The 15,018-nt window shown below is 40.8% G+C and carries 12 protein-coding genes and 1 pseudogene; 8 read left to right on the forward strand and 5 right to left on the reverse strand.

Annotated elements, in window-relative coordinates; all coding sequences use genetic code 11:
* Positions 1–14: 14 nt before the first annotated feature.
* Positions 15–1,097, reverse strand: a complete 1,083-nt coding sequence (locus CRO21_RS10785) for a 3-deoxy-7-phosphoheptulonate synthase (RefSeq protein WP_097079322.1) — start codon at positions 1,095–1,097, stop codon at positions 15–17.
* A 628-nt stretch (positions 1,098–1,725) separates the two neighbouring features.
* On the opposite strand from CRO21_RS10785, the pseudogene CRO21_RS10790 reads away from it, so the two are divergent.
* Positions 1,726–3,296, forward strand: a pseudogene (locus CRO21_RS10790) (ATP-binding cassette domain-containing protein).
* An 8-nt stretch (positions 3,297–3,304) separates the two neighbouring features.
* Here the strand turns inward: CRO21_RS10790 and CRO21_RS10795 are convergent.
* Positions 3,305–3,787: an AAA family ATPase gene (locus CRO21_RS10795; protein ID WP_097079323.1), complete on the reverse strand. Its 483-nt coding sequence runs from the start codon at positions 3,785–3,787 to the stop codon at positions 3,305–3,307.
* A gap of 544 nt (positions 3,788–4,331) precedes the next feature.
* On the opposite strand from CRO21_RS10795, the gene CRO21_RS10800 reads away from it, so the two are divergent.
* Together CRO21_RS10800 and CRO21_RS10805 are read left to right on the forward strand one after the other, a co-directional pair.
* Positions 4,332–4,766 (forward strand): MarR family winged helix-turn-helix transcriptional regulator, encoded by a 435-nt coding sequence (locus CRO21_RS10800; protein ID WP_097079324.1) that lies wholly within the window; start codon positions 4,332–4,334, stop codon positions 4,764–4,766.
* On the forward strand, positions 4,759–5,952 hold the full coding sequence (locus CRO21_RS10805; RefSeq protein WP_097079325.1) for an MFS transporter: 1,194 nt from the start codon (positions 4,759–4,761) through the stop codon (positions 5,950–5,952). Before CRO21_RS10800 ends, CRO21_RS10805 begins: the two co-directional genes overlap by 8 nt.
* A gap of 146 nt (positions 5,953–6,098) precedes the next feature.
* Here CRO21_RS10805 and gdhA read toward each other — a convergent pair whose 3' ends face one another.
* Positions 6,099–7,481: an NADP-specific glutamate dehydrogenase gene (gene gdhA / locus CRO21_RS10810; protein ID WP_228150419.1), complete on the reverse strand. Its 1,383-nt coding sequence runs from the start codon at positions 7,479–7,481 to the stop codon at positions 6,099–6,101.
* Positions 7,482–7,846: 365 nt separating this feature from the next.
* Between gdhA and CRO21_RS10815 the strand changes: the two genes are divergently transcribed.
* The 3 genes from CRO21_RS10815 to CRO21_RS10825 all read left to right on the forward strand — a co-directional run bounded on the left by CRO21_RS10815 (position 7,847) and on the right by CRO21_RS10825 (position 10,497).
* Complete coding sequence (locus CRO21_RS10815) at positions 7,847–8,632, forward strand: RnfABCDGE type electron transport complex subunit B (RefSeq protein WP_097079327.1); 786 nt, start codon at positions 7,847–7,849, stop codon at positions 8,630–8,632.
* A gap of 33 nt (positions 8,633–8,665) precedes the next feature.
* Entirely contained in the window at positions 8,666–9,343 is a 678-nt protein-coding gene (nth, locus tag CRO21_RS10820; protein WP_097079521.1) for an endonuclease III, read from the forward strand.
* Positions 9,344–9,480: 137 nt separating this feature from the next.
* Positions 9,481–10,497 carry a glycosyl transferase family protein gene (locus CRO21_RS10825; protein WP_097079328.1) on the forward strand — a complete coding sequence of 339 codons (1,017 nt, stop codon included), beginning with the start codon at positions 9,481–9,483 and terminating at the stop codon, positions 10,495–10,497.
* Here the strand turns inward: CRO21_RS10825 and CRO21_RS10830 are convergent.
* Together CRO21_RS10830 and CRO21_RS10835 are read right to left on the reverse strand one after the other, a co-directional pair.
* Positions 10,490–10,762, reverse strand: coding sequence for a YeaC family protein (locus CRO21_RS10830; protein ID WP_097079329.1), 273 nt, complete (start codon positions 10,760–10,762; stop codon positions 10,490–10,492). The two genes, CRO21_RS10825 and CRO21_RS10830, sit on opposite strands and share 8 nt — an antisense overlap.
* 8 nt (positions 10,763–10,770) lie before the next feature.
* Positions 10,771–11,682, reverse strand: a complete 912-nt coding sequence (locus tag CRO21_RS10835; RefSeq protein WP_097079330.1) for an NAD(+) kinase — start codon at positions 11,680–11,682, stop codon at positions 10,771–10,773.
* A gap of 250 nt (positions 11,683–11,932) precedes the next feature.
* Here CRO21_RS10835 and mrcB point away from each other — a divergent pair, with 250 nt between their 5' ends.
* Both mrcB and CRO21_RS10845 read left to right on the forward strand, forming a co-directional pair.
* Entirely contained in the window at positions 11,933–14,377 is a 2,445-nt protein-coding gene (gene mrcB, locus CRO21_RS10840; RefSeq protein WP_097079331.1) for a penicillin-binding protein 1B, read from the forward strand.
* Positions 14,377–14,979 carry a tetratricopeptide repeat protein gene (locus CRO21_RS10845; RefSeq protein ID WP_097079332.1) on the forward strand — a complete coding sequence of 201 codons (603 nt, stop codon included), beginning with the start codon at positions 14,377–14,379 and terminating at the stop codon, positions 14,977–14,979. Before mrcB ends, CRO21_RS10845 begins: the two co-directional genes overlap by 1 nt.
* Positions 14,980–15,018 lie beyond the last annotated feature (39 nt).

The following is a 15,018-nucleotide window of genomic DNA, read 5'->3' on the forward strand; positions in this document are numbered from 1 at the left end:
GGCCTACATTTAGATTAAACCAAAGCCGCCTGTGGCATGGCTTGTTGCTGTCTTTGCCTTAAAATTTTACTTGCCAATTGCTCAAGTGCGTATGCCGTTTTTTCCCAGCCCAGACAACCATCGGTAATTGAACAACCATATTGCATAGGTTCGGCATCAATACTCTGTTTGCCATGAACCAGATGGCTTTCGATCATTACACCTTTTACACCCGTTGAGGTCAGTTCTTCGGCAATGGTGGCTAAAACCTCTGGCTGTAAATCTGGATTTTTCTGACTATTACCGTGACTACAATCGACAATAATGGCAGGGTTCATACCGCGTTTGCCACAGCTTTGTACAACAGCATGAATGGAATGTCGATCATAATTGGTGCCGTGATTACTGCCACGTAAAATGATCTGCAAACTGTCATTACCACTGCTTGCCAGCATTGCCGGCTGTCCCGCACTGTTCATGCCAAAAAACTGATGCGGTAAAGCCGCAGATTGAATCGCATCCAATGCAATATTAACATTGCCATCCGTTCCATTTTTAAAACCAATTGCATAAGGTAAACGACTAGCAATTTCACGGTGAATTTGTGATTCACTGGTACGCGCCCCGATTGCACCCCAACTATATAAATCATCAAAATATGTCGCCAGCATTGGATTTAAAACTTCTGTCGCCAGCGCCAAATCTAATTCGGCCAGATCAATTAAAAGTTTTCGGCTTAGTATTAACCCTTGCTGCATATCACTTTTATTTTTTAAGCTCGGATCATAGACAAAACCTTTCCAGCCGACGGTACTGCGTGGTTTTTCCAAGTAGGCCCGCATCACAATTTTTAAGCTATGTTGGTGTTGATCTGCAAATTTTTTCAGGCGCTTGGCATATTCTAATACTGCGTCTGGATCATGAATTGAGCATGGACCGACAATCACCAGAAATCTGGCATCATCACCATTTAAAATATTTTTAATTTCTTGCCGATGTTGTTGAATATTTTGTTTTAATTGTTCAGAAATCGCCAAAGACTGCTTCATCTGGATTGGCGTTGCCAGAACAGTTTCAAAGGATATAGCGTGATTTATTTGTGCATTAAGTTTTGACATGATGGATGACTCGCTAAAATATTTAAGGATGTGGGTTGATGCTGTGTCAAAGTCCAATAATGATAAAATCGTGCGCTGCTAAAATATTGATATGTCATGTTGTGATTACTCCGATAAATTAAACATATAAAAAAACCTGACCGGGGTTGCCGATCAGGTATTAACTGGGTGGGCAACCTTTATTTTGCCCAAACGCATTCAGGCAATTAACTAAATTGCCAAAAATAATAAGATGCGTTATGGATTAAAGGTTGCTTTAACATTTGCTTTCAAAAAATATAAAACTTGCACTTACAGTACCTGCTACGATGCCGTTTGACAAGTTTTTTTTAAGATTTATGTATAAAAAATTGGCATGATATTTTGTGATGAGTATTCATCAATAGGAATAAAACCTTGACCAAAAAAGATGCAATCCTTATCATCACATGATCCTTTCGTTATTTTTGAGTCTACGCCAATGAAGTAAGTTTTGTTTCATCAATTCAGTTTTTCTATTTTTTTAAATGATTTGATGTGCAAAACAATCTGACCTTGGTTGTGATTTCAATTTTCTCTTTGTAAATTCAAATTTCAAAATTTTTCCATTATAAGATTTGGTTTTGTACATCCTGTATGAGGAAACACTATGTCCCGTCAGGCATGTATTATTCGTTCGCTCTCTGTTACTTTTGCTCAACATTGCCTTTTTCAGCAATTAAGTTTTCAGCTCCCTTTTGCCCAATGTGCTGCCTTAATTGGACGCAATGGTCAGGTAAATCCTTGCTCATGTCGATGCTAAATCGCTTCGATCCTGCATTGGCAACTGGGGAAATTGACTGGCAATGCCAATATGCTTATCTCGCACAATTCCATATACCCGCAACGACCATTGCCGAAGCGCTGAATGTGCAGGAGCTTTATCAGATATTTCAATGTATTGAACATCATCAGGCAAGTTTTGCCGATTTTGATCATGTTGAGCAGCTTTGGCATCTACCACAGCAGTGGCAGCAAATCCTGAGCGATGCCAATCTTCCAATAGACTTGTCTTTTCCGTGTCATCAATTGAGTGAAGGGCAAAAAACCAAACTGACATTGTGTCGATTATTTCTATTAAAAGATCATTATCTGTTATTGGATGAACCCAGCAATCATCTTGATGCAGCAAGTCGCCAATGGCTGATTCAGTCTTTGCAACAACACCCAGCAGGTTGTCTTGTGATTAGCCATGATCGAAACTTGCTTAGACAGATGCAGCATATTTATGCTTTACAGAACAGTGGCATTCAGCATTATCAGGGAAATTATGATCATTATCTAACGCAGCACCAACTACAGGTTGAAGCTTTGGCACGCAATGTAAACCAACAAAAACGTGAGTTAAGACAGCTTAAAATCCAACAACATGATAGCTTGATGAAAGTGCAAAAACGGCAACAGACTGGCAAGAAAATCCGTGAATCGGGTTCACAAGCGAAAATATTACTAGATTATCAAAAGGAACAGGCAACTCAAAGTCAGTCTGCCCTCAAACAACAGTAACAGCGGCAAATTCAGCAATCCCGACAACAATTGCAGGAAAAACAACTGCAACTGGAAAAGGTACAATCACAACGCTTTCAATTTTCTTTTCCGCAACACAAAACCGGCGAAATCCTACGGTTGAAAGATGTCATGCTGCCCTTTGCTTCACAGCAAAAAATTACGCTGGCATTATCTGCGGGAGAAAAAATACATGTGGTCGGGAACAATGGTGCTGGAAAATCCACCCTGTTAAAAACCATTGCAGGCTTGTTAAAGCCAAAATCGGGTGATATTTTTTGTAAAGCCAAACTGTTATATCTGGATCAGATTTTTTATTTTGGCGATCAACAATTAAATGTGCTTGCACAGCTAAAACCGTTTAATCCGCAATATAGTGATAGTGAATGGCGTAATTTACTTGGACAATTGGGAATTCGTGGTGATAAAGCACTTTATCCCTTGCATCAACTCAGTGGTGGTGAAAAATTAAAAGTCGCCTTATTGGGTTTAAGCCAACATGCAGAAGCGATTGATTTATTATTGCTTGATGAACCGGAAAATCATCTGGATATTGAATCAAGAGAATTACTGGCCGCAGCCATTTCTTCCTTCACAGGTGCAGTTATACTGGTATCACATGACCAAAGTTTTGTCGAAGAATGTGGCATAAATACCACCTTCACACTGAGTTAAGAACATTATTATCGCTGCACATTTAATTCCGGCGTAATAAACAAAATATCGGCAAAACCTTCCTCGAGTGTAGGCTGCTCATAGGCCTGATAAACATTTCTTAATGCCATCGTATTGACAATCTCATCCGTAGGCCTTTGTCGATTTCTCTCCAGACATTGTTGCAGTGATGTCATCAGGCATACTGCAACACATGGAAGATCAAATTGTTGAGCATATTGTAAAATTGGCATGCGTTCAGATTTTTTTACCAAAATGGCATCAAAAAAAATACAGTCAGTTTCCACCTGCATTTTATGTTTTACCCAGCTGGTTTTACCCGATCCTTGTGCACCCACCAACAGATAAATACAACGTATGGCTGATGCTGAACTCAGATAATGCTGCAAATCGGCATAGCATTTTTGCCATGCCAATCGATTACCGGCTTCAGAAAAAACACGTCCCTGAGCTGTTTGCAAATAATGATCGGGATTGATATGAACATTCATTCTGACCTCAATCGTACAAGATGATAAATCTAGCGGTTTTTTAGGGTCTGTCAACATTTGATAAATAGGTTGCGTTGTAGGCTAAAATTTCTTCAAACAAGGCATGAAACGCAGGCAATGGTTATTCCCTTGTCAAGTTTCATAACGAAGTTTGGGGGAATTTTAGCCACAACCCTACGGGACAAGGAGATTTTTTGACGCTACTGCGTTATCTTGCGAAACAGTGTTTCTCATCATTTAGAATCACTAAATCTCACTATTCATGCCTTGTATCGCCTAAAAAATATCCATTGTCGCAACCATAGATTAAATGGCGACAGACCCTAGACTAACGTAATGAATTTATAAATTATCTATTAAAATTCAAATACTTTCAAGATAAACCATTGTTCTATCAACTATGAAAAGAATTTATCAAAACCGATTTTATCAGCTTTAATCCATACATTATTTAAAAAATTAGCAGTGAACAAATAAAGCACTATTGCAAAATTCATAATCAGATATATAATTAACCTAGTTAACTATTTATCTGATTAAGTTTATGCCCACCTTAGCTCCCTTTCGGTCGGTACTTTTAAAAAGTAGCCGAATTTTTGTAGATAAAATCAATGTTTATCTGCAAACACAAGATTTGAATTATTCCTTATGGCAAGTGCTGGCTACGATTGACAATCTAGCCCCTTGTAGCCTGACAGATATTGCCAATGCACTAAATATTTCACAGCCTGCGATCAGTAAACGAATTGTCGATCTGGAAAACAAACAATTAATTGACTATCTTCCAGCAAATAATCGACGCGAGAAAATCGTTACGCTTAGCCCACAAGGTCTAAATCATTACCAGACCTGTAAGCAGCAAATTGATTTAATTGAAGCAAAATACCAGCAAGACATTGATCCACAGGCTCTACAACACGCCACCGAGGTTCTGGCGCAATTTTTAAATAATTTGCAAAAGGTTGATTCACATGAATGAAAATCGTTTATGGAGCAGAGATTTTATTCTCACCAGTCTGATTAATTTTATGATGGTGCTGGTATTTTATATGCTGGTGGTGGTGATTGCGGGTTATGCTGTGACTGCATTGCATGCCTCCAAAGCAGAGGCTGGGCTTATTTCCGGCTTGTTTATAGTTGGGACACTGATTGGTCGATTCATGATTGGCCAGTTTACCCATATTCTCGGTAGACAAAAAACCTTATGGCTGGGATTAACTGGTTTCAGCATCAGTGCAGGTCTATATTTTATTGCCTCTTCCAGCGATTTTTTATTGGCGGTGCGTTTTATCCACGGATTTAGTTTTGGTTTGGCAAGTTCTATCCTCGGGGCAATTATTGCACAAATTATTCCTGTTACCCGCCGGGGTGAAGGCATTGGTTATTACAGTCTAAGTAGTACTTTGGGTACCGCAGTGGGACCATTACTGGGTATTTATTTGACCTTGCATGCCTCGTATCAGTGGATTTTTAGTCTCAGTATGATCATTGCATTGATCTGTTTAGGGATCAGTTTTCTGATTAAAATTCCTGCTCTACCAGAGAAAAATCTTGATCTAAACGAAGCCATAAAAAAACCATCATTTTTACAAAATTTTATTGAAGTCAAAGCAGTACCAATTGCAATCGTGGTCTTTATTGCCTCGATTTGCTATTCCAGTGTGCTGTCTTTTATCAATTTTTATGCACAGGAATTACAACTGGAAAAATCAGCAGCATTATTTTTTCTGGTTTATTCCATCGCCATTCTGGCCTCGCGTCCATTTACCGGAAAATTGATGGATCAAAAAGGTGAAAATGTGGTGATGTATCCGGCACTCTTTATTCTGGCACTGGCATTATTGCTGTTGAGTGTAGTACAACAAGGCTCATTACTGTTAATTTGTGGCGCATTATTGGGATTAGGCTTTGGCAATATGCAGTCGATTGCACAAGCAATTGCTGTGAAAAGCACGTCACTGGAACGAATGGGACTGGCCACCTCAACATTCTTTATTGCGTTGGATGCGGGTTTGGGCTTTGGGCCTTTTATTCTGGGTTTTGTCCTCAATCATATTAGCTATGCACAAATGTATTTTTATAGTGCATGGATTGCTTTGGCCTGTATTGCCTTGTATTTTGTCTTACATGGTCGCCATGCTCGAGTAAAAGCTATACAAGTATAGATAAAGTCATTCAAAAAAATCCGATGTATAGCATGTGCTATACATCGGCTGGAAAGTTAAACAATTGATTAAGATAAGTTAAAAATTAAAGTTGAATAATATTAAGCTAACAATAATTTCGCCCGGATTACCAACTATACATTCATCTAGTAGATGCCCTGTGCCAGCATGGCATCGGCAACTTTGACAAAGCCTGCAATATTCGCACCATCCACATAATTAATTGTGCCATCTTGCTGTTTACCATAGTACACACAGTTGGCATGAATATTCTTCATGATGGCATGTAAACGTTCATCGACTTCCGCATGCGTCCATCCAACGCGCATGGCATTTTGCGACATTTCCAGACCAGAAGTTGCCACTCCTCCAGCATTAGACGCTTTGCCCGGTGCATATAGAACTTTTGCGGCAATAAACTTCTCTACCGCCTCAAGTGTGGACGGCATATTGGCGCCCTCTGCAACACAGATCACACCATTTTTAATCAGGATTGCTGCATCCTCACCATTTAATTCATTCTGGGTCGCACACGGCAAGGCAATATCCACAGGAATATGCCACGGTGTTTTTTCTTCAAAATATTCAAATCCATGCTTGGATGCAAACTCGGAAATACGTCCACGTTTTAGATTTTTTAGTTCCATCACTTCTGCAAGTAATTCTTCACTAAAACCATCTTTTAAATAAACTGTACCATTGGAATCAGATAAAGTAACAACTTTTGCACCTAAAAATAGGGCTTTTTCGGCGGCATACTGTGCCACATTACCAGAACCCGAAACCGCAACGGTTTTGCCACTGAAGCTTTCACCACGAGTCTTTAACATTTCTTCGGCAAAATAAACCGTACCAAACCCGGTAGCTTCAGGACGCATTAAACTGCCACCAAAGGACAAGCCCTTACCGGTAAATACACTGGAGGTATCATTACTGAGTTTCTTCATCATCCCAGCCATGTAACCTACTTCACGACCACCAACGCCAATATCCCCAGCCGGAATATCGGTATCTGAGCCAAGATGACGATAAAGCTCAAGCATCAAGGCCTGACAAAAACGCATAATTTCGCCATCGGACTTGCCTTTGGGATCAAAATCCGAACCACCTTTACCACCACCCATCGGCAGCGTGGTTAATGCATTTTTAAAGGTTTGTTCAAAACCCAAAAACTTTAAAATCGATAAATTCACCGATGGATGAAAACGCATACCGCCTTTAAACGGGCCAATTGCCGAATTAAACTGAATCCGAAAGGCACGATTGACTTGGGTTTGTCCTTGATCATCGACCCATGCCACACGAAATTGAATCACTCTCTCCGGCTCAACCAGACGTTCCAGAATACCTTGCGCTGCGTATTGCGGATTTTTTTCAATAAAAGGCCATAAGCTTATCATCACCTCTTCTACCGCTTGTAGAAACTCAGGTTGATGTTGATCACGAGATTTGACGTAGCTTAAAAAATCACCCAAATTATTATATTTCAACGCATGTCCCTCAATTGCAAGCGATTCTAAATAGTGCAATTTTTTGCACTAAAATTAATTTCGCACTTATTTAATACTTATTTTGATTATTTCACAATATTTTTTATTGATATATTTTTATATTATATAAAATACAGCACTTTATGACAATAATAGTGGATATTTTAAAAATAAATAGTTTGATTTATTTTGGTGCAAAATTAAAAAATTTATTCTATTTAGCATATATAATGATCACGTTTTAGCCCCCTCTTTTGATTTTCTATCCAAAGTTGCACCATGATTTAGCAAAAAATTACCGATCATTTCAATATATCCATTGCGCTTTCTACCTCGTGTCTACAATTTTTTGTTATACTCAACCTTATTTCCCGTTCTACCGATATATTTCCTTGCATCAGCCTATGTCTTCGCCACTGCAATCTCTCGTTGTGCAAATTGATCAACTTTTACCGCAAACCCAATGTGGATTATGTGGTCATGCTGCCGGCTGTTTGCCCTATGCACAATCCATTGCCGAGGGTGAAAGTGCCAATAAATGTGTTCCCGGTGGACAACCCGTCGCCGATGCTTTAGCCCACCTATTAAATCGGGAAAAGTTAATTGCCGAACCCAGTATCTGGGACATTGCAACAGATGGTCGACCGCAGCGCATTAAAGCAGTCATTCGTGAAGACGAATGTATTGGCTGTACCAAATGTATTGTTGCCTGTCCTGTCGATGCCATCATCGGTAGTGGTAAAATGATGCACAGTATTTTGACAGATTTATGTACAGGCTGTGAGTTATGTCTTGCACCCTGTCCAGTCGATTGTATCGATCTGGTTGAGGATATCTCACCACTGCCGAGCGAAGCGGAACGGATCGTACAACAAAATGATTTACGTGAACGCTATAAAGCACATTTATTACGTGAACAAACTCGGCGCAATCTGCGTACCCATGCCAGCCCCATTACGCAGGCAAGTGCATCAACAGAGCAGTTACAAGCCATTATCGGTGACAACATTGAGCTTGCGCCACACGTAAAATCTGTCCAAAAACAGGATGTGCAAACCACCATCGAACTGGCAAAAATTCGCACACAAATCAAAAAATTACAAAAACAGTTAACGCTACGCAATGATCAGAACAAAACTCAACAGCTAGATGATCTGGAACGACGTTTGGCCGAATTAATGGATGCTTAAATCATGACCAAAGCACTATCTTCCAGTAAAGCAATGACCAAAGCGCAAATTCAAATTTTTTTTGAACGATTACGCGAACAACGTCCGCATCCACAAACTGAACTGAATTATGGTAGTCCTTTTCAACTTCTGATTGCTGTGCTACTTTCCGCACAGGCAACAGATGTCAGTGTCAACAAGGCGACCACACAGCTTTTTATTGATGCACCAAATGCGCAGCATATGTATGATCTGGGCGTGGAAAAACTCAAAAATTATATTAAAACCATTGGCTTATATAATGCCAAAGCAGAAAATGTAATTAAAACCTGTAAAATTCTGCTGGAACGTTTTCATGGTGAAGTGCCCCAAACCCGAGAAGAACTGGAGTCACTGCCGGGTGTAGGTCGTAAAACTGCCAATGTGGTTTTAAATACTGCCTTTGGACAAGCCACCATGGCGGTGGATACCCATATTTTCCGGGTAGGTAATCGTACCGGACTGGCCAAAGGTAAAGATGTCCTTGAAGTCGAACAACGCTTATTAAAAGTGATTCCCAAAGAATTTATTCATGACGCACATCACTGGCTGATTTTACATGGGCGTTATTGCTGTACCGCACGTAAACCCAAATGTGGTGAATGTGTGGTATCCGATGTCTGTAACTGGAAAGAACGCTTCGCCTATGGGGCAGAAATTCCACAATTAAAACAACCACAATTAGAATCTTGATCACCGGTCATTCATATCTCAACTGTTTTTGGAGATTTCTGCACAATTTTATCAACTTGTTAATATTGTGATCTATGCTCAAATCTGCATTAAATGCTATGATCATCCTTTGCCTGTAAGATTTGAGTAAAGTACCAATGCCGACGTCCTCTTCACTGAAACGAAATATTTATGCCCTAGAAGAACATCCTTTTGCACAATATGTTCGTATTTTGGGTAAGGGCAAAACCGGTAGTCGCTCACTGAGTGATGAAGAAGCCTATCATGCTTTTTCAATGATTTTAGATGGTGAGGCACTGGATCTACAAATTGGTGCATTTTTAATGCTGCTGCGCGTCAAGGAAGAATCTGTCGATGAGTTAACAGGATTTGTAAAAGCCAGCAAGGATATGTTGAATCTACCCCCTTTACCTTTCGAGGTTGATCTGGACTGGTCGAGCTATGCAGGCAAACGCAAACATTATCCGTGGTTCTTATTATCTGCCCTAACGCTTGCACAACATGGTTATAAAGTGGTGATGCATGGTGTGGCAGGTCATACCAGCAATCGGCTTTATACCGAAGATGCACTAAAATATCTGGGCTATGCTATATGTGAGGATATACGGGATGTCAAAAATCATCTTAACAAGAAAAACTTTGCTTTTATTCCACTACAATTACTCTCGCCAAAACTGGCAGAAATGATTCAATTTCGTCAATTTCTGGGGCTGCGCTCCCCTGTCCATACACTTTGCCGCCTCATCAACCCCTATGACGCAAAAGCCACGTTACAGGCAATTTTTCATCCAGCCTATCGTGCGTCACATCAACAGGCAGCATTTCAACTTGGCTATCAAAATAGTGCGGTGATTAAAGGTGAAGGTGGTGAATTTGAACGTAATCCGGATGCAAAAACCTTAATTTGCGGCATTAAAAATGGCGAATGCTATGAACTGGAATTGCCAAAACTCAATCCGGATCGTTCGGTTGGCGAGGAAAGTTTTGATTTGGAGTTGTTTAAACAGGTCTGGTTGGGTCATGCCGAACATGACTATGCTACACTAGCGATTATCGAAACCTTGGCGATTGCCTTAATGACCATGCAACTTGCAGAGGATTATCCGCAAGCGCAACACAAAGCCTTAGAACTGTGGCAAAACCGGTTTAAATAAAACGAATCGGTTTGACTTCTTCATCATGCTCAGGCGTATGTGAATCACAATGTTCATCTTCTTCTTTGCTGCCGCGATCGATATAGCCGGTACGTTCTGTTTCCGGTAAGTTTTTATGCTCCCAAACCAGTACTGCCTGCATACAGATTTCACGTTGTTCCTTGCTTAGCGCAACGCCATTGCCCCATTTGCCAATTTCCACTGCTGTACGAAGTTTTTCAACAATTTCTGGGGTCAAGGTATTTAACATTTGTTCAATATTCATATGTGCTCCTAATTTTGCTCATCATCTGAAGATTCAAAATCCTGATTCCAACGTAATTTTGTACGGCATGCCGCATAAAAATCATAGCCCGGTGGATGTAATAATGTCAGTTTAAATGGATGCTTTTTGATATATAACCAGTCGCCAACCTGCAAGCTGACACTATTTTGTCCATCGGCACTGACCATCGGTAAAATCTGGTTATCCTGAATAAGTATTTTGATTTCACTTTGTCCACCGACCACAATCGGACGTGATGTTAAAGTATGCGGATGCATCGGCACCAGCACAATGGCATCCATATTCGGATGTACAATCGGGCCGCCTCCGGATAATGCATATGCGGTTGAGCCTGTTGGTGATGCCACAATCAGACCATCACTATGCTGCCGATAGACATATAAACCATCAATATTCAGCTCGAAATCAATCATATGAACTGATTTACCCGAATGCAGCACCACATCATTGAGGGCGATGTCACGATAAACTGTTTGACCTTGCGAGCGAATTTCGGTTTCCAATAAAAAGCGTTGATCAAAAACATAATCGCCATCTAATACTTGGCCCAATTTTACCAACACATCATTGGGTGAGATATCGGTCAAAAATCCCAAACGACCACGGTTAACCCCAACCACCGGCACATTATATTTTGCCAGTGCTCTTGCCGCATGCAGAAGTGAACCGTCACCTCCAACCACCACGACCAAATCTGTAACTTGTCCCAGTTGCGCACGCGTACTGGTTTGAACATTATTAAACTGGCCCAGTTCGGCAGTTTCATGATCAAATATTGGACGTAAGCCACGTTCAAGCAAAAACTGATAAATTGCCGTAAGCGTTTCAACAACAGAAGATTTTCCAGGACGACCTATTAAACCGATATTCCGAAATACTCTCGAGAAATGATGTTGCACCCAATTCACTCCCTTGGAATTAGTATTTAATCATATCACTTTGCGGGTTTTACACCAATTGGCTAAAAGCAAGATGAGCAATTTTTCACACAAAATGATATAAAAATCCAGATACTGGAAAAAATTATCAAGTATTTACACAGATGATTTATACTTTATTAGCAATTTACAACACAGTTAGCATTGCATATACAGAAATGCTATCGCATTATTTACACACTTTATTTTTGACTTTATGAAATTTATATCAATGCAGAAACAACGTGGTATCGGTCTAGTCAGCTCAATTATTGTCATTGTTTTTCTTGTCGTATTTATTGCGCTCGGAATCTATCTGGTGCGGCTCGACAATATTGTACGGGATCGTTTTGAAGGACAACGCTGGGATATTCCGGCCAAAGTCTATGCCCGTCCTTTAGAAATTTATGCGCAGTCTGATGTCACCCGCCAAGATATTTTAGACGAGTTAAAATTGTTAAATTATCAAAGCTCCAATAATTATCATAAACCGGGTACGTTTAATAGTAATAATAGTCAAGTATTTATCCATACCCGTGGCTTTGACTTTGGTGACAATAGTGATCCGGAACGTGTAATTGAAGTAAATTTTGTCCAGGATAAAATTAATTCGATTCGTACCACACAGCCTTCAAGTACTGGCATCCTACGCCTTGAACCGATGTTGATCGGCGGTATTTATCCGCAACATAATGAAGACCGGGTATTGGTTAAGCTAGATAAAGTGCCACAACCTTTAATTGATGCGCTGATCGCTACAGAGGATCGTAATTTTTACAAGCATTTTGGTATTTCGGTTCGTGGTACTGCGCGAGCATTGATGAGCAATGTCACGGGTGGCAAACGTCAAGGTGGTTCAACCCTGACACAGCAATTGGTCAAAAACTTTTATCTTAGTCCAGAAAAAACGTATAAACGTAAGGCCAATGAAGCATTAATGGCATTATTGCTCGAATTACATTACAACAAAAATGAAATTCTTGAAGCTTATTTAAATGAAGTTAATCTTGGTCAAAATGGTAACTATTCTGTCAACGGTTATGGTCTGGCATCGCAGTTTTATTTTGGTCAGCCTTTAGGTGAGTTGAATACTTCACAACTTGCCTTTTTGGTCGGTTTGGTCAATGGTCCGTCTTATTATAATCCATGGAAAAACCCCGAACGTGCCACGGAACGCCGTAATGTGGTATTGCATAATATGCTGGTGATGGGCAAGTTGACCCAGCAACAATTTGAAACAGAAAAGGCTCGACCATTGGGTGTTATGAACAAGCCCGGTGTAACTGCTGTTCGTTTCCCAGACTTTATGGATATTGTACGCCGCCAGTTAAAACAGGAATATCAGGAAAATGACTTAACCAATCAAGGCTTACGCATTTTCACGACACTTGATCCAGTGGCACAAACCCGTATTCAAAATAGTTTTGAAAGTACTGTGAATCAGTTGGTTAAAAGAAATCCAAAACGCCTCACCGGTTTACAGGGTGCAGTTGTGGTATCACATCCAGAAAATGGTGAAATTGTTGCAGCAATTGGGAGTACATCAAACTTTACCGGATTTAACCGGGTAGTCGATGCCAAACGTCAGGTCGGTTCATTGCTTAAACCCGTAATCTATATGCAGGCATTACAGTCCGGTCGCTACAATTGGGCCAGCCCGATTCAGGACACCAGCATCGTGATTAAAGGCGTGGGCGAAAAAGACTGGATTCCCAAAAATTACAGTGGTACAGAACACGGCTTAACCACCTTACAAACCGCCCTCGCTAACTCATATAACTTATCAGCCGTGCGTCTGGGCTGGGAAGCTGGGATACCGACATTTACCAATAATTTACGTCGCTTGGGTGTGCAATCTGAGATTCCCAATTACCCTTCCGTTTTATTGGGTGCAGTCAATTTATCTCCGTTAGAAGTTCTGGGTATCTATCAGAACTTTGCCACCGGTGGATTTAATTACCCCACTCGGACTATTCGTTCTGTTGTCGATGCCAATGGACAACTTTTACAACGCTATAGTTTGCAAGTACAGAATACCATTGATCCAGCCTCTGCGTATCTGATCAATTACGGCTTACAAAAAGTTATGAGTTCAGGTACGGGTCGTGCTGCTTATAATAGCTTCCCAAGCCATTTAGGTCTGGCCGGAAAATCGGGAACCACCAATGATGCGAGAGATTCATGGTTTGCCGGTTACAGTGGAAATTATTTAAGCGTAGTATGGTTGGGTGAAGATAATAATAAGCCCATCGGTTTAACTGGTTCTTCCGGTGCCTTGCCTGTATGGATCAATGTGATGAAACAGCTTAAAAACACACCCAATAACATCCCACAACCAAATGATGTACAGTGGCAATGGATTGATAGCACACAAAATCTGTTGTCTGCGCAAGGTTGTGCTGGTGCAATGTATATTCCGATGCTGACCAATACCATTCCGCGTCAAGCAACCGCATGTGGTTTATCGCACTATCAACTGGAATCCACCCTCCCACAGGAAAACTATGTTGATGAGTTTGGTAATCCAATTCCACCAACCCCTTCCACACCAGATCAACACCAAAGTGGTGATGCAATTGAAAACTTTATCCGTGAAAGTGAAGCGCCTAAACCCGCAGAACAAACCAAACCACAGGTGATTTCACGTGGTGGCTATACCATTGGGAGTACAAATTAATGAAATACTATAATTCTGCGCTGCTGCTATGTGCTGCTGCCATTTTGGCAGGTTGTCAAACCACACCAAATTCCGTTTCACAATCCGCACCTGCTGCAAAAGACACAGCACCTGCACCTCAGCAGTCGACAGAAACCAGCTCTAAAGTACAAGTTACGCCATTTCCGGAAAATGGCATTCATTCCCAATCACAGCCATTACCACCCGCCCCTGTAGCATCAGTACCACCTCGTGTGATTTTACCACCACAGACAAGCATACCATCCAACCTGAAAGATGGACGCGGTATTGCTGCATACCAGAAACTGATGCAAGATTATTTACAAAGCTTGCGCAATAACGATATTGCCAGTGCGGAAAGTTATTTAATTCAGGCACAGCGTATCGCACCACAATCTGCCGATGTCTATCGGGAACTTGCGCGTCTAGCCAATTTGAAAAAACAAGGGGCAAGCGCAGAAGCATTTGCCCGTAAAGGACTTACCTTTGCGCAAAATAATGCTCAGCGCAAGCAACTATGGCAACAAATCCTGCAATCGGCACAATTACGCAATAATGTAGTCTTGATCCAGCAAGCACAGCAAAATATCGCAAAATATTAGAACAGTAGTGGATTGCGGCAATAAAAAGCCGCATTCCCT

This window comes from Acinetobacter puyangensis, from assembly GCF_900096995.1.
Classification (GTDB): Bacteria; Pseudomonadota; Gammaproteobacteria; order Pseudomonadales; family Moraxellaceae; genus Acinetobacter; species Acinetobacter puyangensis.